The organism is Pseudomonas sp. SAS7 (genome assembly GCF_052112345.1).
Lineage (GTDB): Bacteria > Pseudomonadota > Gammaproteobacteria > Pseudomonadales > Pseudomonadaceae > Aquipseudomonas > Aquipseudomonas putida_Q.
Genome location: NZ_JBEGGO010000001.1, coordinates 590507 through 615565, shown reverse-complemented (window position 1 = coordinate 615565; position 25059 = coordinate 590507). Strand labels below are relative to the sequence as shown.

21 protein-coding genes are annotated in these 25059 nt (G+C 63.6%); 11 read left to right on the top strand and 10 right to left on the bottom strand.

The features are described from left to right. The first annotated feature begins 130 nt into the window (after positions 1-130). The 7 genes from ABI582_RS02705 to ABI582_RS02675 all read left to right on the top strand — a co-directional run bounded on the left by ABI582_RS02705 (position 131) and on the right by ABI582_RS02675 (position 6472). Positions 131-658 carry a Csu type fimbrial protein gene (locus tag ABI582_RS02705; protein WP_041167793.1) on the top strand — a complete coding sequence of 176 codons (528 nt, stop codon included), beginning with the start codon at positions 131-133 and terminating at the stop codon, positions 656-658. Between the two features lie 30 nt (positions 659-688). Then, positions 689-1225: a Csu type fimbrial protein gene (locus tag ABI582_RS02700; protein WP_442118330.1), complete on the top strand. Its 537-nt coding sequence runs from the start codon at positions 689-691 to the stop codon at positions 1223-1225. Positions 1226-1243: 18 nt separating this feature from the next. Next, positions 1244-1777 (top strand): Csu type fimbrial protein, encoded by a 534-nt coding sequence (locus ABI582_RS02695; RefSeq protein WP_258656293.1) that lies wholly within the window; start codon positions 1244-1246, stop codon positions 1775-1777. A 3-nt stretch (positions 1778-1780) separates the two neighbouring features. Then, complete coding sequence (locus ABI582_RS02690; RefSeq protein ID WP_338746796.1) at positions 1781-2284, top strand: Csu type fimbrial protein; 504 nt, start codon at positions 1781-1783, stop codon at positions 2282-2284. Between the two features lie 40 nt (positions 2285-2324). Beyond that, positions 2325-3101 (top strand): fimbrial biogenesis chaperone, encoded by a 777-nt coding sequence (locus ABI582_RS02685; protein ID WP_442118329.1) that lies wholly within the window; start codon positions 2325-2327, stop codon positions 3099-3101. Between the two features lie 108 nt (positions 3102-3209). After that, positions 3210-5507, top strand: coding sequence for a fimbria/pilus outer membrane usher protein (locus tag ABI582_RS02680; RefSeq protein ID WP_338746798.1), 2298 nt, complete (start codon positions 3210-3212; stop codon positions 5505-5507). Then, positions 5504-6472, top strand: a complete 969-nt coding sequence (locus tag ABI582_RS02675; protein WP_442118328.1) for a Csu type fimbrial protein — start codon at positions 5504-5506, stop codon at positions 6470-6472. Before ABI582_RS02680 ends, ABI582_RS02675 begins: the two co-directional genes overlap by 4 nt. A 160-nt stretch (positions 6473-6632) precedes the next feature. On the opposite strand, the gene ABI582_RS02670 is transcribed toward ABI582_RS02675, so the two are convergent. After that, positions 6633-7781 carry a M14 family metallopeptidase gene (locus ABI582_RS02670; protein WP_338746800.1) on the bottom strand — a complete coding sequence of 383 codons (1149 nt, stop codon included), beginning with the start codon at positions 7779-7781 and terminating at the stop codon, positions 6633-6635. A 142-nt stretch (positions 7782-7923) separates the two neighbouring features. On the opposite strand from ABI582_RS02670, the gene ABI582_RS02665 reads away from it, so the two are divergent. Beyond that, positions 7924-8883, top strand: a complete 960-nt coding sequence (locus ABI582_RS02665) for an AraC family transcriptional regulator (RefSeq protein ID WP_442118327.1) — start codon at positions 7924-7926, stop codon at positions 8881-8883. Positions 8884-9069: 186 nt separating this feature from the next. Here ABI582_RS02665 and ABI582_RS02660 read toward each other — a convergent pair whose 3' ends face one another. Continuing rightward, a complete protein-coding gene (locus tag ABI582_RS02660) occupies positions 9070-10983 on the bottom strand; it encodes a tyrosine-protein phosphatase (RefSeq protein ID WP_442118326.1) in 1914 nt (637 codons plus the stop codon). Positions 10984-11268: 285 nt separating this feature from the next. Between ABI582_RS02660 and ABI582_RS02655 the strand changes: the two genes are divergently transcribed. Continuing rightward, a complete protein-coding gene (locus ABI582_RS02655) occupies positions 11269-12231 on the top strand; it encodes an ABC transporter substrate-binding protein (protein ID WP_442118325.1) in 963 nt (320 codons plus the stop codon). 14 nt (positions 12232-12245) lie between these two features. Beyond that, a complete protein-coding gene (locus ABI582_RS02650) occupies positions 12246-13208 on the top strand; it encodes an aliphatic sulfonate ABC transporter substrate-binding protein (protein WP_442118324.1) in 963 nt (320 codons plus the stop codon). A 132-nt stretch (positions 13209-13340) separates the two neighbouring features. Here the strand turns inward: ABI582_RS02650 and ABI582_RS02645 are convergent, their stop codons facing one another. From ABI582_RS02645 to ABI582_RS02620, 6 genes are all read right to left on the bottom strand, one after another. Beyond that, positions 13341-14114 (bottom strand): AraC family transcriptional regulator, encoded by a 774-nt coding sequence (locus tag ABI582_RS02645; protein ID WP_442118323.1) that lies wholly within the window; start codon positions 14112-14114, stop codon positions 13341-13343. 36 nt (positions 14115-14150) lie between these two features. Further along, positions 14151-15383 (bottom strand): MFS transporter, encoded by a 1233-nt coding sequence (locus ABI582_RS02640; RefSeq protein WP_442118322.1) that lies wholly within the window; start codon positions 15381-15383, stop codon positions 14151-14153. 153 nt (positions 15384-15536) lie between these two features. Next, the gene (locus ABI582_RS02635) at positions 15537-16001 is read right to left on the bottom strand and encodes a nuclear transport factor 2 family protein (RefSeq protein ID WP_442118321.1); all 465 of its coding nucleotides are present in this window, start codon (positions 15999-16001) and stop codon (positions 15537-15539) included. A 184-nt stretch (positions 16002-16185) separates the two neighbouring features. Beyond that, positions 16186-16989, bottom strand: a complete 804-nt coding sequence (dkgB, locus tag ABI582_RS02630) for a 2,5-didehydrogluconate reductase DkgB (protein ID WP_442118320.1) — start codon at positions 16987-16989, stop codon at positions 16186-16188. Between the two features lie 250 nt (positions 16990-17239). Beyond that, entirely contained in the window at positions 17240-17734 is a 495-nt protein-coding gene (locus ABI582_RS02625) for a DUF934 domain-containing protein (RefSeq protein ID WP_016485947.1), read from the bottom strand. Continuing rightward, entirely contained in the window at positions 17718-19370 is a 1653-nt protein-coding gene (locus tag ABI582_RS02620) for a nitrite/sulfite reductase (protein ID WP_197899541.1), read from the bottom strand. Before ABI582_RS02620 ends, ABI582_RS02625 begins: the two co-directional genes overlap by 17 nt. 213 nt (positions 19371-19583) lie before the next feature. Here ABI582_RS02620 and ABI582_RS02615 point away from each other — a divergent pair, with 213 nt between their 5' ends. Further along, positions 19584-20660: an ABC transporter substrate-binding protein gene (locus ABI582_RS02615; RefSeq protein ID WP_442118319.1), complete on the top strand. Its 1077-nt coding sequence runs from the start codon at positions 19584-19586 to the stop codon at positions 20658-20660. A gap of 375 nt (positions 20661-21035) precedes the next feature. Here the strand turns inward: ABI582_RS02615 and ABI582_RS02610 are convergent, their stop codons facing one another. Beyond that, the gene (locus ABI582_RS02610; protein ID WP_016500492.1) at positions 21036-21251 is read right to left on the bottom strand and encodes a DUF2970 domain-containing protein; all 216 of its coding nucleotides are present in this window, start codon (positions 21249-21251) and stop codon (positions 21036-21038) included. A 76-nt stretch (positions 21252-21327) separates the two neighbouring features. Continuing rightward, a complete protein-coding gene (gene metH / locus ABI582_RS02605) occupies positions 21328-25035 on the bottom strand; it encodes a methionine synthase (RefSeq protein WP_442118318.1) in 3708 nt (1235 codons plus the stop codon). Positions 25036-25059 lie beyond the last annotated feature (24 nt).

Here is a 25059-nt window from a genome sequence, read left to right as displayed (position 1 = left end):
CGCCGTTCCGGCTTTTTTTTAACGGGGTGCTATCGCTTTATCGCTAATACCAAAAAACGGCGTGGTGCCACCACGGTTGCCCTGCCTCGCTGCTACGCTCTGTTCAGGACGTTTCGACAAGGATAAAAAGGTGACGGAGCGCTTAATGGCCGCGTTGTTGGGCCTGTTGTTCAGCGGCAGTACCGTGGCAGCGGATTTTCTCGTGGAAGTGCGTGTGCTGGTGCAGCGCGGTTGCATGCTGGTCAACCAGACCCGCGACGCGGGAGCCCAGGCCCTCGGGCGCATTGACCTGGGTACGGCAGCACGCCTGGACGGCCCCGGCGCACCGTTGAGCGGCGTTCTGCTGAGCCAGCGCCCACCGCGCCTTGAGTGTAACCCGGACACCCCTTATCAGGTGCGCGTCGATGGCGGCCAGCATGGCGGCGTCGGCGAGCTGCGCTACCTGGCCAGCGACGACCACACGGCGCGGCCCATCCCTTATCGCTTATACCGCGACGCAGCCTGGCGTGAGCCTCTGGCGGTAGGGGTCGCCCAGTCGGCGAGGGTACCGAGCAGCGGTTCGGTCGAGCTGCCGTTGTACGCACGCATCGACAAATTGGCCTGGGTGCCGAATGCAGGGGTTTACGCCGACCTGCTCAAAGTCACGGTCACCTGGTAGGGACGCTGCCATGCACAAGGACGCCACGCCATGAACCGCACTTCGATCCTGTTGCTTACCATTGGCCCGTTGCTGGTTCCCGGTGGCGCGGCGCATGGCAGCGCCACCGGTTTCATTCAGGCGCGCTTGGTGATCAGCGCAGCCTGCCAGATCAGCAGCAACGATACGCAACCGGCTGTGCTGGGCAACCCGGGGCTGCTGGACTTTGGCGAGCGTGGCCCGAACTGGGACCAGCCGCTGCGCAGCCGGGTTGACGAAGCGGGCGGCGCGGGCTCCCTGCAGATCAGCTGCACGCCCGAAGTACGGGCCTTCAACGTGCGGATCAATGGCGGCCTGAATGGCGACGACGGCGTGCGCCGCCTGAGCAACGGCCGAGAGCTGATCCCTTATCAACTGGCGGTCGACCCGGGCGGCAATAGCCGCTACGCCATCGGCCAGGCGCGTGCCTTCACCATCAACAGCACCCAGCAAGTACCGATCCCCATTTACGGTGTGGTGGTGGCGCAACCGCGCGCACTGCCGGCCGGGCTGTACCGCGACACCCTCAGAGTGACCCTGGACTGGTAACCACGCAAGGAGACTCCGATGCGAACGAACCTTTCATGCTGCATGCTCGCAGGCCTGGGCCTGGCCCTGGCTTCCCAGGCCCAGGCCGCCACGGTGACCGGCAGCATCAACTCGACCCTGACGCTGATTTCGGCGTGTCAGGTAAATGGTAGTTCTGGCACGTCGGGGCTCAACTTCGGTGCCTTGAACTTCGGTACCCAGGATGCCTTGTTCGTCACCGCCAATGCCCAGGTGCTGGGAGGCGGGGGTGGTGCCATGAGCATCCTGTGCTCGGCGGGTACGGTGCCTGTGGTCAAGGTGCGCGCAGGCCTGCATGACGGCCAGTCGAGCGGTGGCACGCGTGCGCTCGCCGATGGGGCCGGCAATTTTGTGCCGTATGACCTGTACACCGACACCGGGCGTACAACGCTGCTGGCGATCGACGGCACCATCACCCTGCCCACCAGCACTGGCGTGGCCCAGACCGTCAACCTTTACGGCAAGGCCGTGGGCAAGGCGGGCCTGCCCGCAGGGGTCTACAGCGACACGATTTCGGTCGAGCTGTCGTTCTGAACCATGCGCGGATGGCTGGCAGGTGGCCTGACCGGAATCGGCATGCTGTTGGCTGCCCCGTTGGGGGCGGTGACCACCAGTACCTTTACGGTAACGGCGCAGGTTGTCGCCGGGTGCCTGGTGGTGGGCGGTGTCACCAGTTACGGCACGCTCGATTATGGCTCGCAGTCGGCACTGTCCAAAGCGTTGCTCAGCACCTCGCTGGGTGGCTCGACAGTGACCTTCCAGTGCACGCCGGGCGTAGCCATGAGCATGAGCCTGGATGGCGGGCAGAACAGCGCCAGTGGCACACGCAACCTGAAGCGCACTACCGGCACTCAAGTGCTGGCTTACCAGTTGTACCGGGACGCGGCCTTCAGCCAGAGCCTGGGCATCGGCCAGAGCGTGGCCGTGAGCTATTCCGACCCGACGGCGATCAAGCTGCCGGTGTACGGGCGGGTCCAGCTGACTGGCGTGCTGCCGGCAGGGACCTACACCGATGTGGTGCAAGTGACGGTGACCTGGTAAACGCCAGCGCCACCAACGACAAGTGTCTAAGGAGAGCTGCATGCGGGCAGGCGCGAAGTGGGCGCGTGGATTGATCGGATTGTTGTGGCTGGCAAGCCTGCCGGCCGGGGCGGCCACCTCGGTGCTGATCTGGCCAATCGACCCGGTGCTGGAGGCCGACCAGAAGGCCGGTGCCCTGTGGCTGGAAAACCGTGGCACTGAGCCGGCCAATTTGCAGGTACGGGTATTCGCATGGCGCCAGGGTGATTACCAGGAACAGTTCCAGGCGCAACGCGAGATCATCGGCAGCCCGCCGGTTGCCAACATTGCCCCCGGGCAGAAGCAGTTGATCCGCCTGACCCGAACCGGCCCTTCGCCCGCCGGCCAGGAGCAGGCCTACCGCATCATCATCGACGAGATCCCGCCCGCCATCCCGGTCGACAAGGCCGAGCCCGGCGCCACGGCGGCCATCCGTTTGCAGATGCGTTATTCGGTGCCGCTGTTCGTCTATGGCGAAGGGCTGTGGGGTAAGGCCGACCCTGAAGGCAAACGCAATGCCGAGGGCGTAGGCAAGCCGCAGGTCAGCTGGCGGCCGGTGACGGTGCAGGGCAAACCTTACGTTGAACTGCGCAACACAGGCCCCGTGCATGCGCGGCTGACCGATGTGGTGGTGCAGCAAGGCAGCCAGAGCAAGCCACTGGCTGAAGGCCTGCTGGGCTATGTATTGCCGGGCGCCAGCATGCGCTGGCCTGCTCCCGTGGCGTCCACCAGCGGCAGCGTGCTGAAGGGCAGGGTCAATGGCCAGAGTGCAGCGGACGCCATCCGCCAGGGCCAATGAGTCAACGACTGAATGCAGTGCAGGGGCCAGGGAGGACCCGGCAATGGTTGGAAACCGTGTGTGAAATGGCTCTCGGCGACGACGCGCCGCTGGTGCCTGGGGCTGGTCATGACCAGCCCTGTGCTGGCGCTGGCCGACGACCTGCCCCCGCCGCCCACGGAGATGTCCGCCATCGCCGACGCTACCCTGTACCTGGACCTGGTGGTGAACCAGATGCCAAGGGCTGAACTGGTGCCGGTGCAGCAACGGGCCGGGCAGTTGTACCTGGGTAGCGACGTGTTGCGGGCAGCCGGTATTTCGTTGCCGGGCAACCCCCAAGGCGAGGTGGCCCTTGAAAGCATCGCGGGGCTGCACACTGACTACGACACCCAGAACCAGCGCCTGCTGCTGCAGGTGCCGCCGGCCTGGTTGCCAGACCAGCAAGTGGGTGATCGCAACCTGTACCCGGCCAGCGATGCGCGCAGCAGTTTCGGCGCCTTGTTAAACTACGACCTGTACCTGAATGACACCGATGAAGGCGGCACCTATCTGGCAGCCTGGAACGAGCTGCGCCTGTTCGACAGTTGGGGGACCTTCTCCAGTACCGGGCAATGGCGCCAGTCATTCAATGGCGCACAGGCGGATGATACGCGCCAAGGCTTCATGCGTTACGACACCACCTGGCGCTTTACCGACGAACAGCGCCTGCTCACATACGAAGCCGGTGACTTCGTGACCGGGGCCTTGCCCTGGAGCAGTTCGGTGCGGGTGGGCGGTGTGCAGCTGTCGCGCGACTTCGCTGCGCGCCCCGATCTGGTCACTTACCCGTTGCCGGCGTTCGCAGGCGAAGCAGCGGTACCGACGTCGCTTGACCTGTTCATCAACGGCTTCAAGTCCAGCACCACCGAGCTGCAGCCAGGCCCGTACACCCTGACCAACGTGCCGTTCATCAACGGTGCCGGGGAGGCGGTGGTGGTCACCACTGATGCCCTTGGCCGGCAGGTGTCGACCACTTTGCCGTTCTATGTCACCAGCAGCCTGCTGCAAAAGGGCCTGTCCGACTACTCGGTGGCCGCCGGTAGCCTGCGTCGTGATTACGCCGTGCGCGATTTCAGCTATGGGCCGGGTGTTGCCTCGGGCAGCCTGCGCTATGGGCTCAGCGACACCTTTACCCTGGAAACCCACGCCGAAACTGCCGAGTCGCTGATGCTGGGCGGTGTGGGCGGCAACATGCGCCTGGGCAACTTTGGTGTGCTCAACGCAGCGTTGGCGCAAAGCCGCTTCGACGGTGACAAGGGCCACCAGGTCGCTCTTGGTTACCAGTACAACAGCCAGCGCATCGGCTTCAGCTACCAGCGCCTGCAACGCCACGGTGACTACGCCGACCTGACGCGGGTCGACTCCCCCGACATGCAACTGAGCAAAAGCAGCGAACAGGTCACCCTCAGCCTCAACCTGAACGAGTACGGCAGCATCGGCGCCGGCTATTTCGATGTGCGCGCCGGTGACGGCACGCGCACGCGGCTGATCAACCTGAGCTACAGCAGGCCGCTATGGGGCAGCAGCAGTGTGTATCTGTCTGCCAACCGTGAAGTGGGTGACAGCCAGTGGGCCGTGCAGGCGCAGCTGGTGATCCCGTTCGACCTGCACGGCACCCTGGCGCTGGGCATGGAACGCAGCAAGGAAGGCGAGACCCTGCAACGGGTGAACTACAGTCATGCGGTGCCGGCGGGTGTCGGCGTCGGCTACAACCTGGGCTATGCCGCAGGCAGCGACCGTGATGCCTACAGGCAGGCAGACGTCACCTGGCGCTTGCAGTCGGTGCAGTTGCAAGCCGGTGTGTACGGCAGCAGCGGCGAGATGACCCGCTGGGCCGATGCGAGTGGCTCACTGGTGTGGATGGATGCCGGAGTGTTCGCTGCCAACCGCATCGACGATGCCTTCGTGGTGGTCAGTACCGCAGGTTACGCCGATGTGCCGGTGCGCTATGAAAACCAGGAAATCGGGCGTACCGATGGCAAGGGGCATTTGCTGGTGCCGTACAGCAGCGGTTACTACCGTGGCAAATATGAAATCGACCCCATGGACCTGCCGCCGGATGTCCTTGCGCCCAACGTCGAACAGCGTGTGGCGGTACGACGGGGCAGTGGCTACCTGCTGGAATTCCCGCTCAAGCGCGTAATGGCGGCCAGTGTCGAACTGGTGGACAGCAACCAGCAGGCGCTCAAGCTGGGTAGCCGCGTTACTCATGCTGAAAGCGGCAGCCAGGCGGTGGTCGGTTGGGACGGGCTGGTGTACCTGGAGAATCTCTCGGCGCATAACAGCCTGCAGGTGGAGCTTGAAGGCGGTGGCCATTGTCAGGTGGCCTTCGATCTGCCCAAGGCTGAAGGTTCAATCCCCTTGATTGGCCCGTTGGTATGCAGATGAAGGCTGGTTGGCGCGTGTTGTCGGCTTTTGCCTTGCTGTTGTGGGCCGGTTCGGCCTGGGCCAAGTGCACGGTAGTGTCGACACTGCCGGTACTGTTCGGCGCAGTCAATTCGACCCAGGTACGCCTGGCGACCCAGGCGGCCTCTACCAGCAACGCGGGCTTGCAGTGCAACGGGACGGTGCTGAGCGTGCTCAGCAGCAGCGACTCGTTCAAGCTGACCGTGACCCCGGCCACTGGCGGGTTGGTAGGGCCTACCGGTGATGTTATCCCTTACACCCTGTATGCCGATTCCACCACCAACTTCCCGATTACCCGAAATGTGGCATTCGAGTTTGGACGCACCGGTATTCTCGACCTGCTCGGCCTGCTCAACGGCACGCCCAAGGCCGTGCCGCTGTATATCCGCACGCAGATCGGCAGTAACGTTGCAGCGGGGTTGTACCAGGAAACCCTGTCCCTGGGGTGGGCGTGGAACTACTGCGAAGGGATTGCCATCGGCGGGCTTTGTATCGGGCGTGACAATAGCTCGGGCTCGGCAAGCCTTACCGTGAGCCTGACAGTGACGAATGACTGCCAGATCACCACGCCTGACATCACCTTCGCCAGCGCGCCAGTGGTGGCTGGGTTCGGCACAGTGAGCCAGAGCCTGAGTGTGTCGTGTACCAAGGGCAGCAGCTACACGGTGGGCTTGAATGACGGGCAGAACGTGGCCAACGGTCGGCGGCGCATGAAGTCGGCCGCCAACAACTACCTGGCCTATGACATTTTCAAAAGTGCCGGGACGGTACGCTGGGGGGCATCCGGGGCCGCCAGGCGTTCCAGCACGGATGCCGACGTCAACCCCGGCGCGGGAACAGGCACGGGTAGTCAGGTGTTCAACTACAACGCCAAGGTCTATACCGACCAGGCTACGCCGCCGGCAGCCACCTATTCCGACAGCGTAATACTGGATGTGCAGTTTTGACTGAACTTCATGCCTGCCACGGTCCCCTGTAGGAGCGGCCTTGTGTCGCGATGGGCTGCGCAGCAGCCCCAGCAATATGTGCTGGGTTTGCGATCTTGGGGCCGCTACGCAGCCCATCGCGACACAAGGCCGCTCCTACAAGGGCCCGGTGAGGCAGGGCTCAGCGCAAATCGTCCGCCATTTTTGACAGGGTCTCCAGCACCGCCCCCGCCAAAGCCTTCGAACGTGCACCCGACCACCCGGTTACCGCATCGGGCGCGTCGTCATGGTCCTTGAACGGCATCTCCAGCGTCAGCGACAGGCAGTCATGGGCCATGCCCACGGCATTGCAGGCCAGCGTGGTATTCGCCTGCCCAGGCTCGTCACGGGTATAGCCGTGCACGGTCTGGAAGTCTCGGGTCACGCTGCGCAAAGTGCTGCGAAACTGCTCTTCGAGTTTTTCCAGCCGTGGCGTATAGCCCGGGTTGCCCTCGCAGGCGGCAGTGAATACGTGCGGAATCTCTTCGTCACCATGCACGTCGATGAACGCATCCACGCCGTACTGCTTCATCTGCGCCTGGGCGAAGAACACCTCCGGGGTCAGCTCGACGCTGGCGTCCTGCCAGGCGCGGTTGAGGTCCTTGCCCTTGAAGTTGGTGCGCAGGTGACCGAGGAATGCGCCGTCGGGGTTCATGTTGGGGATCAGGTACAGGTCGGCCTTGGCCAGCAAGCCCTTGATCACCGCGTCGTTGGCTTGCAGGCGGTCGATCACGCCCTCCATGAACCATTCGGCCATGTGCTCGCCCGGGTGCTGCTGGGCAATCAGCCACAGCTTGCGCTTACCTGCGGCGCCATCGCCGGCTCGCAGCAGGGGAATGTCGCGGCCCTGCACGCTGCGGCCGCTGGCCAGCAACTCGACCCCCGGTATTTGCCGAGCACGCTCGATCAGCTGGTTGTGGCGGGCGCGCGAGTATGGCTCGAAGTAGGCGAACCAGATCTGGCCCTGTTCAGCCGTTACTTCGAACGACAGCGCCGCGCCGTCGAACTGGCTGGGCACGCGGAACCAGCTTTGCTGGTCGTAGGAGGCCACCGCGTTGTAACCGCTCCAGGCGTTCTTGTACGAGGAGCCGGAGGCGTTGTCGAGGCTGAAGCGATGGACCTGGCCCGGCGTCAGCCCGCTGACCTTGAAGTGAAACCACTGGTAGTGGCCGCTGTGGGTGTCCGGGCGGATGGCCAGGTGTACCTGGGCCGGGTTGCTGGCATCCAGCACCTGGATGTTGCCGGAATCGAAAGCGCAGTCGATCTGCAGGGGGGACAGCGTCACGGTCATGTGCCGGGCTCCTTTGCGGGCATTGTTGTAGGGGTACTGTACACGGCTTGGCAGGGTTGCTGCCTCTTTAACGCGGTTGTCATGCAGCCATGGCAGCATCCGGGTCCCCGTTCGCGCAGGTGAAACCACAGTGCATTCCGGCATGACCCGCAAGCCCTTCATCCTCCGCTCCCGCGACATGCGCAGCGATGACTTTGGGGCTTTGTTCACCCAGATGTTCGGTAGCCTGTACGCCGACATGCCGCCGCTGGCCCAAGGTATCAGCATTGGCGGCGTATACGGGCGCTTTGAGGGCATGAGCGTGCGACGCATGCAGTATGGCGGCGATTTCAGCATCTCCCTGCCCACGCCACAGGATGAGATCACTTTCGTGCTGCCCAGCGCTGGCAAGATCATTTTCGATCACCGTGGCGAATCGATTGGTGGTGCCCAGGTGGGGCTGGCGGTCGACAAACGCGATATTCGCACGGTGCGCTTTGCCGAAAACCATGCCCAGTGCGGCATGTCGATACACCGCGGGTTGTTTGCCGAGCGCCTGTCACTACTGTTAGGCCAACCCTTGGCGGCACCGGTGTGTTTTGCCCCGGTGGTGGACCTGGCGTTGCCGGTGTTCCAGGGCATACGTGCATTGCTGGAAATGGCCACCGGTACGCAGTTCGACCAGCTGATCAATACCGGCGTGCTGATGCCGACCCGCCTGCAGGAAATGATGGTGGATGCGGTGCTGGAAGCCTGGCCACACAACTATAGCGATGCACTGCGCAGCCCTGCGCCCGGGTTGGCGCCGCGCCATGTGAAGCTGGCGATGGCCTACCTGCACGAGCACCCGGCGCGCTTGGTCAGTGGCACCGAGCTGGCGGGGTTGGCCAATGTCAGCCTGCGCGCGTTGCAGGATGGCTTTCGCCGTTTTGCTGGTACGTCGATCGTGGGTTACCAGCGGCAGGTTCGGCTGGAAAGTGCGCGCCAGGTGCTGGCGCGCGGGGAGGGCGGGTCGGTGGCCGAAGTGGCCTTGCGACATGGGTTCAGCAATGCGGGGCGGTTCGCCCAGTATTTCCAGCAGGCGTTCGGGGTAAGCCCGGCCGAAGTACGGCGCAGTGGTTAGCGCTGCCGGGCACCGGCTTTGCCGGTGTTCGCGGGTGAACCCGCTCCCACAAGGTTCACTGCAGCCTTCAAAAATGCTGGAGTGCCTGTGGGGGTAGGCTTGATCACGGTGGCAAGGCCAGCGCCGTCCTTGTGGGAGCGGGTTTACCCGCGAACACCGGCGCAGCCGGTGCCAGCGGTTACAGGATCAGAACGCGTAGCTGGCCTTGAGGCTGCCACTCACCCCGTGGCTGTCGCCACCGCCCATCGCCGCCACTTCGCCGCCGACACTCAATGCACCCAGGTTGGCCATCAGGCTCACCCCGCCAGTGAACTGATCGCGGTTGTCGAATGCCGCACGTTGCTCGATATCCAGCCCCAGCAGATGCCCCTGGCTATCCACCTGCTGATCACCCAGGGCATGTTCGTAACCCACTTCCACTCCCGGCACCAACCGCCAGCTGCCTACCGCAATCGGCGCGAACGACGCCTTGAGATTGGCCACCGCACTGCGACGGGTTTCTTTCAGGTCGTCCACTTGCAGGGCCAGTTCGCTGCCTTTCTCGGTGAAGCCGTTCAGGTCGACGTGACTGACCCGCACGCCAAGGCTTGGCTCCAGCACCATGCCATGGGTGGGCAGGCGATAACCCAGCGCCAGGCTGGCACCCGCCAGGGTGCCGTGGCTGTCACCTTTGGCCGTGCCCAGGCCGCCGCCCAGTTCGCGTTTGCTGGAGTAGTCGAGCCAGCCGCCGCTGATGTCGGCATCGATGAACAGCCCGTGCTCCAGGCTCCCCGGGGCAAAGCGTGCCCCCAGGCTCAGGAAGGTCAGGTCGGTGTCGGCCTCGCCACCCGCACCGCCCACATTGCCGCGGTTGTAGCCAAAACCGGCATGGCCGCTGAGCTGCTCGGAAAAGCGCTGGGTCATGCCCACCATCAACCCCTGGCTATGCTCGTTGCTGCTGGCCGCATGGGCTGAGCCGTCAGTGCCCAGGTAGCCGGCCAGCGCCGTGCTCCACAGGCGCGCCTGGCCGACCTTGAGGTTGCTGGCGTCGGCAAAGGGCGAAGCCGCACGTTCTACCATGGCGCCTTGGCGCAACAGGTAGCTGGCGGCATCCGCGTGCACCTGGCCGCCAACTGTCGAGGTCACGCCGCCCAAGGTGCCGGCATCGATGGCCGATTGCAGGTAGTAGTTGTAGGCGCTGTAGCTGCCCGACAGCGAGGTGTCCTGCAGCTCGCGCAATAGTTGCGCGCCGGCGGCAGCGTTGCCCAGCAGGCCAGCCTCGCCGGGCAGGGAACCATAGCGCACCATCTTGCCGCGCAACACGTAGATCGTTTCCTGGCTCAGGCCCAGGCCCTGCTTGAGGTAGTTGTCCATGTTGCCGTAGTCGGCGCTGATTTCATCCAGGCCAGCCTGCAGGTAGCTGGCTTCGACCCCCAGTAACGGTGCATAGGTTTCGGCCATGCTCGCCGGCATCGCCGCCAGCGTGGCAGCCACGCGGGCGGCGGTGTAGTCGTTGGTGGCCAGGTAGTTGCTCATGATGGTGGCCTCGTCCACCCCGGCGATGCTCAGCAGCACCGCTGCCGTCCAGCCGGTGCGGTCCTTGCCCGCAGTGCAATGGAACAGCGCGGCGCCATCGGCAGCGGCCAGTTCGTTGAACAGCACGGCAAACTGGCCACGCATGCCGGCGTCATTGACGAAGGCGCGGTTGGTCTCCTGCATCATCGCCCGCGCCTGTTCTGCGCTGCTGAAGGAAATATTGGTGATGTTGGAGCCCGATGTGGTGCTGCCAATGATGTCGATGTTGGTGTAGCTGGCGCCGTCCGGCAGGGTATCGGGGGTGCTGGCTATTTCGCTTGGGGTGCGCAGGTCGTACACATCGCTGATACCCAGGCCATTGAGGGTAGCCAGGTCGGCGGCGGTCGGGGTAAGGGCATTGGCGCGGTAGAACACGCCGGCCCGTATCGTGCCGTCGTGGCTTGTGGTGTAGGCACTGGTGGTGCCGGCGATGTCGCGGAAATTGTCCATGCCGGCCAGGCGCGGGGTGTCGAGCGCTTCGGCGGCGTGGGCAGTGGAAATGGCAAGGGTGAGCAGGGACAGGGAGCAGAGCACACGTTGCAGCACGGATCAGGCCTCAGGCAGTGGTTTGGACTGCCTACTGTCCTGGAGCAATATGAAACTGAATGTTACAGGTTGCGGCGATCTGCAAAAGCTTGCGCGATCTGTCCTGGTTTTGCGTCTTCTGTCCCGGCGACTGGGGCGCAAAGCGCTCCCATCATCATCCCCTGGCTACGACGAATTATTTGCGCCACATATTATTTTGCATATTAGCTTATTACTTTAATCACTTTTATTTATTTGATGCGGCCCGCTACATTCGCAGTTCTTCCAACCTGCAAGGAACTGCGGATGTCCATTCGATCTCGCCTGCTGCTGCTCGCCGCTGCCACACTGCTGGCCACACAGGCATTTGCCAGTGACCGCCTGACCCTGCGCATCGGTGACCAGAAAGGCAATATGCGCGCCCAGCTGGAGGCCGCCGATGCCCTGCGCGACCTGCCTTACGACATCCGCTGGGCCGAATTCCCCGCTGCCGCACCGTTGGCCGAGGCACTGAATGCCGGCGCGATCGATGCTGGCATCATCGGTGATGCGCCATTGCTCTTCGTGCTGGCCTCCGGTGCGCCGGTCAAGGCCATTGCTGTGGACAAGTCAGACCCGTATGGCACGGCGCTGCTGGTGCGCCCTGATGCTCCGCTGCACGGCGCTGCCGCCCTCAAGGGCAAGCGCATTGCCACTGGCCGTGGCTCTATCGGCCATCACCTGGCGCTGAAGGCGCTGGATCAGGTCGGGCTCAGCGAAAAAGACGTGGAGTTCCGCTTTCTCGGCCCGGTCGACGCCAAGATCGCCCTGGCCAATGGCTCGGTGGACGCCTGGTCGACCTGGGAACCCTACACCGCGCTGGCCGAGCTGAGCGGCCAGGGCAAGGTGCTGGTCAATGGCCGCGGGTTGTCCAGTGGCAACAGTTTCCTGGCGGCCACCGACAAGGCGCTGGGTGACCCGGCGCGCAAGGCCGCATTGCAGGATTACCTGGCCCGCCTGGCCGCCGCCCAGGTTTGGGCCTATAAGCACCTGGACAGCTATTCGCAAACCCTGGCCGCGATCATCGGCTTCCCGCTGGACGCTGCCCGCCTGCAGTTCGAGCGCCGCCAGTTGCGTTGGCAGGCCATCGACGCGAAGACCATCGGCGAACAGCAGGAAACCGCCGACTTCTACCACGCCCACGGCCTGATGAGCCAACGCCTGGACGTTGCCCCGACCTTCGCCACGGGCTTTACCGTGCCCGCCACTGACTCACTGGCCCAACATTGACCTGGAGACACCCCATGCTGCACCGCAAACGCCTGCGTCACCTGGCCCTGGGCCTGCTGCTCGGTGGCCTGCTGCCGTCGCTTGCCAGCGCCGAGCAGACCCTGCGCATCGGTTACCAGAAATCCTCCACCCTGCTGACCCTGCTCAAAGCCCGTGGCACGCTGGAGCAGCGCCTGCAGGCCGAGGGTATCCGCGTCAGCTGGCACGAGTTCCCCAGCGGCCTGCCGCTGCTGGAGGCGCTTAACCTCGGCAATGTCGACCTGTCCGCGGATGTGGCCGACACCGTGCCGGTGTTCACCCAGGCAGCTGGCGCCAAGCTCACCTATTTTGCTCGTGAGGCGCCATCACCCTCGGCCCAGGCCATTCTGGTGCCAGCCGACTCGCCGCTCAAGACCCTCGCCGACCTCAAGGGCAAGCGGGTAGCGGTGACCAAGGCGGCGGGCAGCCATTACCTGTTGATCCAGGCGCTGGCCAAGGCCGGCCTGAGTTTCAAGGACATTACCCCGGCGTATCTCATTCCTGCCGACGGCCGCGCGGCGTTCGAGAACGGCAAGGTCGATGCCTGGGTTACCTGGGACCCCTATGTGGCCAGCGCCCAGCGCCAGCAGAATGCCCGCGTTCTGGCTGATGGCAGCGAGCTGGCGAGCTACCAGCGTTACTACCTGGCCGGTAGCGACTACGCCAAGGCGCACCCTGAAGTGCTGCAGCAGGTGTACCAGGCGCTGCGCGAAATCGGTGCCTGGACCAAAGCCAACCCCGCAGCGGCTGCCCGGGTGCTGGGGCCACTGTGGGGCAACCTGGACAGCGCCACGGTGCAGCAGGCCAATGGCCGGCGCAGCTATGACGTGCAGCCGGTGCAACTGGGCAACCTGGGTGAGCAACAGCGTATTGCCGATGCCTTCTACCGCGAAGGCCTGCTGCCCAAACCGGTGGATGCGCGTGCGGTGACTGTGTTCGAGCCGCAAGCTGCTGACTGAGGAGGCCTGTGCCGGCCTCTTCGCGGGTGAACCCGCTCCCACAGGTATCGCGCAGGATTCAGGTTTATGCAGTACCTGTGGGAGCGGCTTTAGCCGCGAAAGGGCCAGCACAGTCGATGTGTGAACTTCAGGCTATTTGAAGAACTGGCTGGGCGTTGTACCGAACTGTCGCTTGAACATGCTGGCAAAGGCACTGGGGCTGTCATACCCCAGTGCCCCCGCCACATCGATGATCCGCTCGCCCAGGGCAATTCGCTCCAGCGCCTGCATCAGCCGAGCCTGTTGGCGCCACTGGCCGAAGGTCATCCCGGTTTCGCTGCGAAACATGCGCTGGATGGTCTTTTCGTCCACGCCCAGTTGCAGGCCCCAGTCGGCCACGGTGGAATTATCGTCGGGCCGCTCCTGCAACCGCGTGCAGATCACACGCAGGCGGTTGTCGCTGGGCTGCGACAGCTTCAGCGGCAAGGTCGGCAGGACGCAGATCTCGTCGAGGATCAGGCGCATTACCCGGGCTTCGCGCGAGTCCTCGGCAAAGGGTGCGGTAAAGCCCACCGAGGCCTTGATCAGTTCGCTGAGCAACGGCGAGATGCTGATGGCCTTGCTCTGCAGAGGCAGGCCCGCAGCCGCATCGGTGCGCACGAACACACTGCGCATCTTCACATCGCCGACGCAGCGGATGGCATGCACCTGGCCGCAAGGCATCCACACACCGCGGCTGGGCGGCACTGTCCAGCATTCGTTCCCGGACTCGACGATCATCAGCCCTTTGGTGGCATAGATCAGTTGGTGCTTGGCATGGGTATGGGGCTCGATGAACCAGTCGCTGGGGTAGTCCGTCGCGCGGCTACCCACTTCCCAGGTCCACTGATCTACCTCCACCAGCAATTCACGCTGCGGCTTTACCATCGTGACCTCGTATAGATGCAGCCTGGCAGCGCCACTTTAGCAGCAACGGCTGGGCCGGGCCTTTGAGCGGGTAGCTGGCAACAGCGCGGTGGTCAGGCCCAGCAGCGGCAGGAACGCGATGGCCTGGTACACCCACTCGATGCCATGCCGGTCGGCCAGCTCGCCCAGGCCGGCAGCACCAATGCCGCTGATGCCGAACATCAGCCCGAACATCACCCCCGAGACCATGCCGACCCGGCCTGGGACCGCTTCCTGGGCATACACCACTAGGGCTGCGAACGCCGAGGACATCACCAGGCCGATGGCCACCGCCAGTACCGCCGTCCAGGCCAGGTTGGCATGGGGCAGGGCGAGGGCGAAGGGCGCCACGCCCAGGAACGAAACCCAGATCACCGCCTTGCGCCCGATGCGGTCACCCACCGGGCCGCCGGCAAAGGTGCCCAGCGCCACCGCTGCCAGGAACACGAACAGATACAGCTGGCTGTGTTGCACGCTCAGGCCAAAGTGCTCGATCAGGTAGAAGGTGAAGTAATTGGTGAACGAGGCGATATACACGAACTTGGCGAACATCAAGACGGCGACCACCACCACTGCGCGCCACATGGCGCCCCGCGACAGCCCGGGGGCCTGCTGGCCGGCGAAGCTCTTGAGCCGGGCCTGGCCGTGGCGCACGCTCCAGCCGGTCACCCGCAGCAGCACCAGCACCGCCAGCGCAGCCGCCAGCATGAACCAGGCAATGGCTGGCTGGCCGTGTGGAATGACGATGGCAGCAGTCAGCAACGGGCCGAGGGCAGAGCCTGTGTTGCCGCCGACCTGGAAGGTCGACTGGGCAGTGCCGAAGCGCCCGCCGGAGGCCATGCGGGCCACCCGCGAAGCTTCGGGGTGGAAGGTTGCCGAACCCACGCCGACCACCGCAGCGGCCACCAGCAGCATTTCATAGCTGCCCGCAAAGGCGAGCAGGGCGATGCCCACCAGTGTCACCAGCATGCCGGCTGGCAACAGGTACGGTTGCGGGTGCTTGTCGGTGTACATCCCGACCCAGGGTTGCAGCAGCGAGGCTGTTACCTGGTACACGAGGGCGATCCAGCCGATCTGGGCAAAGCTCAACGCGAAATCGCTTTTGAGCATGGGGTAGATCGACGGCAGCACGGCCTGGATCAGGTCGTTGAGCAGGTGGGCGAATGCAGCAGCACCGACAATGCGGACTACAAAGCCCTGAGGTTGGTCGACAGGCGTGGCGGCGGCCACGGAGGCGGCGGAGATAGTCATGGGCAAGGTTCTTCTGTGGCAAGGGAGCAAGGCATTGCCGCAGCAGGTTAGCCAGTGCCTGGGTTGCCTGTCTCACGCCGAACAGGCAGCCACTGTCGCGTTTCGGGCATCTGGCCATTGAGTGCAAAAAAGGTCACATTGCTGCTGGGTTGATCAGAGGCCCAGCTCGCTCAGCCCGGGGTGGTCATCCGGGCGGCGACCCAGCGGCCAGTGGAACTTGCGTTCGGCTTCGCTGATGGGGTGTTCGTTGATGCTCGAGTGGCGGTTCTGCATCAGCCCGTCGTCGGCAAACTCCCAGTTTTCGTTGCCATAGGCACGAAACCACTGGCCGCTGTCGTCGTGGTACTCGTAGGCATAGCGCACGGCAATGCGGTTGCCGGTGAAAGCCCACAGCTCCTTGATCAGGCGGTATTCCAGTTCATGGTTCCATTTACGGCTCAGGAATGCCTCGACCTCGGCACGCCCACGGGGGAACTCGGCGCGGTTGCGCCAAACCGTATCAGGGGTATAGGCGAGTGCAACTTTGGCCGGGTTGCGGCCGTTCCAGCCATCTTCGGCCAGGCGGACCTTTTCGATGGCACTTTCGCGGGTGAAGGGCGGAAGGGGTGGGCGGGACATCGCGGTACTCCTCGGGTCGGTTTACGTGTAGCAGATTAGCCGCCGATGCCCCAACAAGAGAACGGATGCGCCAGGCACTTCATAATTGCAGTGCGTGGAACAATGCATGATTTCACGTGTAGTGCAGCCGCGCCTACAGGTGGTCGCAGCCAGGCGATACTGGCTGCGGCCGCCCAACCCTGCATCAGTCCCAGGCAGGCGCCAGGGCGTCAGGGCTGACCTCGCGGCCATTGCGTTCCAGCGTGGCGATGCGTGCCATGTCGTCGGTGTCCAGCTTCAGGTCACGGGCAAGCAGGTTGCTGGCCAGGTTTTCGCGTTTGGTCGAAGAAGGGATTACCGCGTAGCCCAGCTGCAGGGCCCAGGCCAGCGCAACCTGGGCGACGGTGGCCTTGTGCTTGGCGGCGATTTCGGCCAGTACCGGGTCTTTAAGGACCTTGCCATAGGCCAGGGTCATGTACGAGGTGACGGTGATGCCTTGCTCCTTGAGAAACGCGGCCAGCTTGCTGTTCTGCAGGTACGGGCTGAGTTCGATCTGGTTGGTGGCAATTTCGCCCTTGCCGACCACATCGATGGCTTGGCGGGTCAGCTCGATATTGAAATTGGAGACACCGATCTGGCGGGTCAGCCCCAGCTTTTTCGCTTCGGCCAGCGCAGTCATGTACTCGCTCAGCTCCACGCCATTGCCTGGCGCCGGCCAGTGGATCAGCAGCAGGTCGACGTGGTCGGTGCGCAGTTTCTCCAGGCTTTCGCGCAGGCTGGAAACCAGTTTGTCGGCCGAATAGTTGTCGACCCAGATCTTGGTGGTGATGAACAGCTCGCTGCGCGGCACGCCACTTTCGGCGATGGCCTGGCCGACTTCGGCTTCGTTCTTGTAGATCTGTGCGGTGTCGATGACCCTATAGCCCAGCGCCAGGGCCGACTTGACCGAGTCAATGACGGCCTGGCCGGTGAGGCGGAAGGTACCGAGGCCGAAGGAAGGAACGCTCATGGGGTTACTCCTGAAAAGTGGGGGAGGATCATGTAGCGGCCAGTGTGCCGGTTCAGAAGGCAGCGAATAAGCGGCTGCTGCGTCAAAGTCATTTGAACTGCAGGCAAGAATGATTTCGGGCACATCTGTTCAGAGTGTGAAGGAGCGCAACGGCAGGTTTAACTTGATCGAAGTCGTAAGGCCCTTCAACGCCAGGGGCCAGGAACGAAAAAGCCCGCCGAGAGGCGGGCTGTTCGCTGGAGCGGGACGGTCAGCGGCGGCGGAACAGCGGCAGCGGCTCGTCGGTGGCGGCCTGGTAGGTCACCGAGAAGTCCTTGAGGCTTTGCAGCGCGTCTTCCGGGTCCTTGTCGGCACGGATGGCGAACGCATCGAAACCGCAACGGGCCATGAAGAACAGCTGGTCGCGCAGTACGTCGCCGATGGCGCGCAGCTCGCCCTTGAACTTGTAGCGGTCGCGCAGCAGGCGCGCATTGGAGTAGCTGCGCCCGTCGGTGAAGGCCGGGAAGTTCAGTGCGATGACCTGGAAGTACTGCACGTCTTCGCCGATTTCTTCCGCTTCTTCGTCGCTGTCCAGCCACACGCCCAGGCCGCCGTCGCGGGCTTTGAGCACGTGGGCATGGTCACGCCACAGCTGCAGCGGCACGATGTAGTCGTCGCAGTTGGTCAGCTCGTCGAACGAGGTTTCCTTGGGCAGCAGGTGCCAGGTTTCGTCGACGATCTGGTTGTTCTTAATGATTCGCTGCATAGACGCGTTCCTTGAAGGGGTCGATGCCGATACGCTGGTAGGTGTCGATGAAACGCTCTTCCTCGGTACGTTGCTCGACGTACACGGCGATCAGCTTCTCGATCACATCGGCCATGGCATCCTGGGCGAAGGACGGGCCGAGGATCTTGCCCAGGCTCGCGCCGCGCGCGGCATTGCCGCCCAGCGACACCTGGTAGAACTCCTCACCCTTCTTGTCCACGCCGAGGATGCCGATGTGGCCCACATGGTGGTGGCCGCAGGCGTTCATGCAGCCAGAGATGTTCAGGTCGATTTCACCGATGTCGAACAGGTAGTCCAGGTCGTCGAAACGGCGCTGGATGGACTCGGCGATCGGGATCGACTTGGCGTTTGCCAGCGAGCAGTAGTCACCGCCCGGGCAGCAGATGATGTCGGTCAGCAGGCCGATGTTCGGGGTGGCGAAGCCGCCTTCGCGCAGTTCCAGCCACAGCGCGTGCAGCTGACGCTGCTCGACGTCGGCGAGGATGATGTTCTGCTCGTGCGAGGTACGCAGGAACCCGAAGCTGTAGCGCTCGGCCAGGTCGGCCACGGCGTCCAGCTGCTTGTCGGTGAGGTCGCCCGGGGCAACGCCGGTAGGCTTCAGCGACAGGGTTACAGCGACGTAGCCAGGGCGCTTGTGGGCACGGGTGTTACGCGAGCGCCAACGGGCAAAGCCTGGGTTTTCGGCGTCCTGAGCGGCGTAGTCGATGTTTTCGAGGGCCAGGTACTCCGGGTCGACGAAATGGCGCGATACGCGCAGTACTTCGTCTTCGGTCAGCGTGGTGCTGCCGCCGCGCAGGTGGACCATTTCGGCCTCGACCTTCTCGGCGAACACTTCAGGCGTCAGTGCCTTGACCAGGATCTTGATCCGCGCCTTGTACTTGTTGTCACGGCGACCGTAACGGTTGTACACGCGCAGGATGGCGTCCAGGTAGCTGATCAGGTCCTGCCACGGCAGGAATTCATTGATGAACGAGCCGACCACCGGGGTACGGCCCAGGCCGCCGCCGACCAGTACACGGAAGCCCAGCTCGCCAGCAGCGTTGCGCACCGGCTCCAGGCCGATGTCGTGCACTTCAATGGCAGCGCGGTCTTCCTGCGAGCCGTTGATGGCAATCTTGAACTTGCGCGGCAGGTAGGCGAATTCCGGGTGGAAGGTGGTCCACTGGCGGACGATTTCGCACCACGGGCGCGGGTCGATGATTTCGTCTGCGGCCACACCGGCGAACTGGTCGGTGGTGGTGTTGCGCAGGCAGTTGCCGCTGGTCTGGATCGCGTGCATCTGCACGGTGGCCAGTTCGGCGAGAATGTCCGGAATGTCTTCCAGCGCCGGCCAGTTGTACTGCACGTTCTGGCGGGTGGAAATGTGCGCGTAGCCCTTGTCGTAGTCGCGAGCGATCTTCGCCAGGGTGCGGACCTGGCGGGCGCTCAGCTGGCCGTACGGCACGGCGACACGCAGCATTGGCGCGAAACGTTGGATGTATAGGCCGTTCTGCAGGCGCAGAGGGCGGAATTCTTCTTCGCTCAGCTCACCGGCCAGGTAGCGGCGGGTCTGATCACGGAACTGCTTGACGCGGTCCTCGATGATCCGCTGATCGTACTCGTCGTATACGTACATAAAAGTCCTGTCTCAGGCATGCAGCTATTCGCGCGCACGGCCGCGCACTCCGGTACGGAGCCGTGGAACGATATCAGGTTGCGGTTATGCGCTAAAGTGATGTTTTTGCATATGAAAAGAACCAAATGGACTATGTGAGACTGACTGCCATTTGTGCGCTGGCGGTAGCCAGACGGTTATAATCCGGCGTTTGCTTCGCAGAGATGTGACCCCATGCTCAAGGCCCTGTGCCAAAGCTTGTGTCTTGCCCTGCCACTGGCGGCAAATGCGCAGCCGGCCTCGGTGGTGTTCCTCAATCCGGGGTTGTCCACCGAGACATTCTGGACCAGCTACACCCGCTTCATGCAGGCCGCTGCGGACGAACTGGGCATGTCCCTGCGCGTGGAGTACAGCGAGCGCCGCGCCGACCTGGCGCTGACCCAGGCCAGGGCGATCCTGAGTGGGGCGCAGCGGCCGGATTACCTGGTGCTGGTCAACGAGCAGTATGTGGCACCGGAAATCCTGCGGTTGTCGCGTGGCACCGGGGTCAAGCTGCTGCTGGTCAACAATGGCCTGACCGCCAGCCAGGCCCGCAGCATCCAGGCCCAGCCCGACAAATATCCTGAGCCACTCGGTACCCTGATGAGCAACGACGAGCAGGCGGGCTTTCAGATGTTGCACCTGATGGTTGCGCAACTGCCTCGCGACGCAGGGCCGGTGGACCTGGTGGCCTTTGCCGGGCTCAAGACCACACCGGCCTCGCAGTTGCGCGAGCAGGGCATGCGCCGCGCCCTGGCCGACTTCCCTCAGGTCCGCCTGCGCCAGGTGGTATACGGCGGCTGGAGCCGCGAGCGCGCCTACGAGCAGGCGCAGCAATTGCTGGAGCGATACCCGGCCACCCGCCTGGTGTGGTCGGCCAATGACGAGATGGCCTTTGGCGCCATGCAGGCGTTCGAGGAGGCTGGGCATACGCCGGGGCGTGACGTGCTGTTCGGCGCCGTCAACAGTTCGCCCGAGGCCTTGCGTGCCCGTATCGACGGGCGCTTGAGCGCGCTGATGGGCGGGCATTTCACCCTTGGCGGTTGGGCCATGGTGATGTTGCACGACGATGCCCAGGGTGTGGCGCTGAACCGCGACGGCCAGCGGGTGCACAGTGCCCCGGTACTGCAGGCAATCGACCAGGCCAAGGCCAGGCGCTGGCTGAAACTGCTGGAACGGCCCGACTATGGCGTAGATTTTTTGCATTACAGCGCCGAAGGGCGGCCGGCCAGCTACCAGTACCCGTTTCTGACGTCACCGGTCGACTATTGAAAGACCCTGCTTGAGGGAAGGGCATTGCTCGTCTTAACTGCTGGTTGTGAAGTGCATTCCCATAACCACTACAAGAGGCAATGCAATGGGAAACTCAACCAAGGTCCGCAAAGCTGACAGCAGCGTCGATGCCTGGGCGATCCTCTGCCTGATCGTCCTGGTGGTGGTCACTGCCGTGTATTGGGTCAGCCACCAGTAGACTTTCTTTTAGACCGTGATGTAACAACAGCGCCTGCGGGGGATGTCCTGCGGGCGTTTTTGTGTTGCCTGTACCGGCCTCATCGCCGGCAAGCCAGCACCCACAGGTGCAGCGCAGGCCCAGAGGCTGCAGAAAACCTGTGGGAGCTGGCTTGCCGGCGATGAGGCCGGTACAGGCTAGCGGGTAAGGTGCAGGGCCAGTTGCACCAGGCCGATCAGCACCATGATGAATATCAGGGTGAAGAGCGTCCCTAGCGCAATGAAATGGCTGGCTTTGCCGTGGGTGAAGTCGCGAGCGCGGTTCTTGCCGCTTTGCACGCCAAAGGCGGCGGCGAGGATGCTGTGCAGCATCTGCCAGAAGGTTGGGGGTTTGCCCTGGCTGGAATCGTCCATGGTGGCTCCTGAAGAATCAGAGGCAATCAAGGACAGTGTAGGTGCCCATTGGGGCCGCTGTGCGGCCCCAATAGTCTTAGTTGTCGTAACCGAGGTTCGGCGCCAGCCAGCGCTCGCTCACGCTCACATCCTGGCCTTTACGTGCGCTGTAACGCTCGATCTGGTCCTTGTCGACCTTGCCCACGGCAAAGTACTGCGCCTGAGGGTGGGCAAAGTACCAGCCGCTGACCGCCGCCGCCGGGAACATCGCAAAGTGCTCGGTAAGGAAGACGCCGCTCGGCCCGGTTTCGCCAATGGCGGTGCCGTCGAGCAGGCGGAACAGGGTTTCCTTCTCGGTGTGGTCGGGGCAGGCCGGGTAGCCTGGGGCCGGGCGGATGCCGCTGTACTGCTCCTTGATCAGCGCTTCGTTGTCCAGGTGCTCGTCGCGGGCATAGCCCCAGTGCTCTTTACGCACCTGCTCGTGCAGCCACTCGGCGCAGGCTTCGGCCAGGCGGTCGGCCAGGGCCTTGACCATGATCGAGCTGTAGTCGTCGCCTTTGTCCTGGTAGGCCTTGGCCACTTCTTCGGCACCGATGCCGGCGGTGGTGATGAACCCGCCTACATAGTCGGTGACGCCGCTGGCTTTTGGCGCGACAAAGTCGGCCAGCGACCAGTTGGGCTTGCCGTCCGGCTTGATGGTCTGCTGGCGCAGGTGGTGCAGGGTGGCCAACGCCTGGCCATCTTCGCCATACACCTCGATGTCGTCATCGGCCACCTGGTTGGCCGGCCAGAAGCCGAACACCGCGCGGGCGCTGATCAGCTTCTCGTCGATCAGCTTGTCGAGCATCTCGCGGGCGTCCTTGTACAGCGAGGTGGCAGCTTCGCCAACCACTTCGTCGGTGAGGATGCGCGGGAACTTGCCAGCCAGGTCCCAGGAGATGAAGAACGGGGTCCAGTCGATGTATTCGGCCAGGGTGCGCAGGTCGATGTCTTCCAGCACCTTGACCCCGGTGAAGGAGGGCACTGCTGGCTGGTAGCTGGCCCAGTCGTACTGCGGCTTGGCGGCGATGGCCTGGGCGTAGCTCAGGCGCTCGGTGCGGGCACTGCGGTTGGCGGTGCGCTCGCGCACATCCACGTATTCCAGTCGGGTTTTCTCGACGAAGCCCGGCTTGAGGTCCTTGGACAGCAACTGCGTGGCCACGCCGACCGCACGCGAGGCGTCGGTGACGTAGATGACTGCGTCGTTGCTGTACTTCGGTTCGATCTTGACTGCGGTGTGCGCCTTGGAGGTGGTGGCGCCGCCGATCATCAGGGGCAGTTCGAAGCCCTGGCGCTGCATTTCGCGGGCAACATGGACCATCTCGTCCAGCGACGGGGTGATCAGGCCAGACAACCCGATGATGTCGCACTTCTCGTCGCGGGCGGTTTGCAGGATTTTCTCGGCAGGCACCATCACCCCGAGGTCGACGATGTCGTAACCGTTGCAGCCCAGTACCACGCCGACGATGTTCTTGCCGATGTCGTGCACGTCACCTTTTACCGTGGCCATCAGGATCTTGCCCTTGGCCTCTGGCTTGTCGCCTTTTTCGGCTTCGATGAACGGAATGAGGTGCGCCACCGCCTGCTTCATCACACGGGCCGACTTGACCACCTGGGGCAGGAACATCTTGCCTGCACCGAACAGGTCGCCCACCACGTTCATGCCGCTCATCAGCGGGCCTTCGATGACCTCGATGGGGCGTGCGCACTGCTGGCGGCACTCCTCGGTGTCCTCGACGATGTGCGCGGTGATGCCTTTGACCAGTGCGTGTTCCAGGCGCTTGCCGACCGGCAGCGAACGCCAGGCTTCGTTTTCGACTTCCTTGGTGGCGCCGCCGCCTTTGTAGTCGTCGGCAATGGCCAGCAGGGCATCGGTGCCTTCCGGGGTGCGGTTGAGCACCACGTCCTCGACCTTTTCACGCAGCTGGGCCGGAATTTCGTCGTAGATCTCCAGCTGGCCGGCGTTGACGATACCCATGGTCAGGCCGTTGCGGATGGCGTGGAACAGGAACACCGAGTGGATCGCCTCGCGCACCGGGTTGTTGCCACGGAACGAGAACGACACGTTGGACACACCGCCCGAGGTCAGCGCATGGGGCAGGTGGTCACGGATATAGGCACAGGCCTCGATGAAGTCGACGGCGTAGTTGTTGTGCTCTTCGATGCCGGTGGCAACGGCGAAGATGTTCGGGTCGAAGATGATGTCTTCCGGCGGGAAGCCTACTTCGTTGACCAGAATGTCGTAGCTGCGCTTGCAGATTTCCTTCTTGCGTGCGGCGGTGTCGGCCTGGCCGACCTCGTCGAAGGCCATTACCACCACGGCGGCGCCGTACCGCTTGCACAGGCGGGCGTGGTGCTTGAACTGCTCGACGCCTTCTTTCATGGAAATGGAGTTGACGATGCCTTTGCCCTGAATGCACTTCAGGCCGGCTTCGATCACTTCCCATTTGGAGGAGTCGATCATGATCGGCACGCGGGAAATGTCCGGCTCGCCAGCGATCATGTTGAGGAAACGGACCATGGCAGCCTGGGAATCGAGCATCCCTTCGTCCATGTTGATGTCGATCACCTGGGCGCCGGCCTCGACCTGCTGCAGGGCGACTTCCAGGGCTTCGGTGTAGTTCTCTTCACGGATCAGCCGGGCGAACTTTGCGGAACCGGTGATGTTGGTGCGCTCGCCGACGTTGACGAACAGCGACTGGCGATCGATGGTGAACGGTTCCAGGCCCGACAGGCGACAGGCTTTGGCAATCTCCGGGATCTCGCGTGGCTTGTATTTGGCCACCGCTTCGGCAATGGCCTGGATGTGGCCCGGGGTGGTACCGCAGCAACCACCGATGATATTGAGGAAACCGCTGGCAGCGAATTCCTCGACCACCGCCGCCATTTCGGCCGGGGTCTCGTCGTACTCACCGAAGGCGTTCGGCAGGCCGGCGTTGGGGTGGGCGGAAACGTGGGTGTCGGCCTTGGTCGACAGCTCTTCCAGGTACGGGCGCAGGTCCTTGGCGCCGAGGGCGCAGTTCAGGCCCACGGAAATCGGCTTGGCGTGGCGCACCGAGTTCCAGAACGCTTCGGTGGTCTGGCCCGACAGGGTACGGCCGGAGGCGTCGGTGATGGTGCCGGAGATCATGATCGGCAGTTCGACAGCGTCCTCTTCGAACACCTGCTGCACGGCAAAAATGGCCGCCTTGGCGTTGAGGGTGTCGAAGATGGTTTCGATCAGGATCAGGTCGGCGCCGCCCTCGATCAGGCCACGAGTGGCCTCGATGTAGTTCTCTACCAGCTCATCGAATGTGACGTTGCGGTAGCCGGGGTCGTTGACGTCCGGGGAAATCGAGCAGGTGCGGCTGGTAGGGCCGAGCACGCCTGCGACGAAGCGCGGCTTGTCGGGCGTTTCCAGGGTCTTGGCATCGGCTACCTGGCGGGCAATGCGCGCGCCTTCCACGTTCAGCTCATAGACCAGCGATTCCATGCCGTAGTCGGCCTGGGAAATCTGCGTGGCATTGAAGGTGTTGGTTTCAAGGATATCCGCCCCGGCATCGAGGTAGGCTTTCTCGATGGCAGCAATCACGTCCGGGCGGCTGAGCAGCAACAGATCGTTGTTACCTTTCACATCGCTTGGCCAATCGGCGAAGCGCGTGCCACGATAGTCGTGTTCCTCGAGACGGTAGCTTTGGATCATAGTACCCATGCCGCCGTCGAGGATCAGGATGCGCTCTTTGAGTGCGTTCTGGAGTGCTTGGAGACGAGCGCTGCGGTCGGACATAGGAACTACCTGGTCGGGCAAATA

Coding starts and splice junctions, on each gene's coding strand:
- ABI582_RS02685 (WP_442118329.1), top strand. CDS start 2,325: ATGCGGGCAGGCGCGAAGTGGGCGCGTGGATTGATCGGATTGTTGTGG.
- ABI582_RS02700 (WP_442118330.1), top strand. CDS start 689: ATGAACCGCACTTCGATCCTGTTGCTTACCATTGGCCCGTTGCTGGTT.
- ABI582_RS02695 (WP_258656293.1), top strand. CDS start 1,244: ATGCGAACGAACCTTTCATGCTGCATGCTCGCAGGCCTGGGCCTGGCC.
- ABI582_RS02675 (WP_442118328.1), top strand. CDS start 5,504: ATGAAGGCTGGTTGGCGCGTGTTGTCGGCTTTTGCCTTGCTGTTGTGG.
- ABI582_RS02665 (WP_442118327.1), top strand. CDS start 7,924: ATGACCCGCAAGCCCTTCATCCTCCGCTCCCGCGACATGCGCAGCGAT.
- ABI582_RS02645 (WP_442118323.1), bottom strand. CDS start 14,114: ATGGTAAAGCCGCAGCGTGAATTGCTGGTGGAGGTAGATCAGTGGACC.
- ABI582_RS02690 (WP_338746796.1), top strand. CDS start 1,781: ATGCGCGGATGGCTGGCAGGTGGCCTGACCGGAATCGGCATGCTGTTG.
- ABI582_RS02635 (WP_442118321.1), bottom strand. CDS start 16,001: ATGTCCCGCCCACCCCTTCCGCCCTTCACCCGCGAAAGTGCCATCGAA.
- ABI582_RS02625 (WP_016485947.1), bottom strand. CDS start 17,734: ATGCAGCGAATCATTAAGAACAACCAGATCGTCGACGAAACCTGGCAC.
- ABI582_RS02620 (WP_197899541.1), bottom strand. CDS start 19,370: ATGTACGTATACGACGAGTACGATCAGCGGATCATCGAGGACCGCGTC.
- ABI582_RS02670 (WP_338746800.1), bottom strand. CDS start 7,781: ATGACCGTGACGCTGTCCCCCCTGCAGATCGACTGCGCTTTCGATTCC.
- dkgB (WP_442118320.1), bottom strand. CDS start 16,989: ATGAGCGTTCCTTCCTTCGGCCTCGGTACCTTCCGCCTCACCGGCCAG.
- ABI582_RS02680 (WP_338746798.1), top strand. CDS start 3,210: ATGACCAGCCCTGTGCTGGCGCTGGCCGACGACCTGCCCCCGCCGCCC.
- ABI582_RS02655 (WP_442118325.1), top strand. CDS start 11,269: ATGTCCATTCGATCTCGCCTGCTGCTGCTCGCCGCTGCCACACTGCTG.
- ABI582_RS02610 (WP_016500492.1), bottom strand. CDS start 21,251: ATGGACGATTCCAGCCAGGGCAAACCCCCAACCTTCTGGCAGATGCTG.
- ABI582_RS02650 (WP_442118324.1), top strand. CDS start 12,246: ATGCTGCACCGCAAACGCCTGCGTCACCTGGCCCTGGGCCTGCTGCTC.
- metH (WP_442118318.1), bottom strand. CDS start 25,035: ATGTCCGACCGCAGCGCTCGTCTCCAAGCACTCCAGAACGCACTCAAA.
- ABI582_RS02640 (WP_442118322.1), bottom strand. CDS start 15,383: ATGACTATCTCCGCCGCCTCCGTGGCCGCCGCCACGCCTGTCGACCAA.
- ABI582_RS02615 (WP_442118319.1), top strand. CDS start 19,584: ATGCTCAAGGCCCTGTGCCAAAGCTTGTGTCTTGCCCTGCCACTGGCG.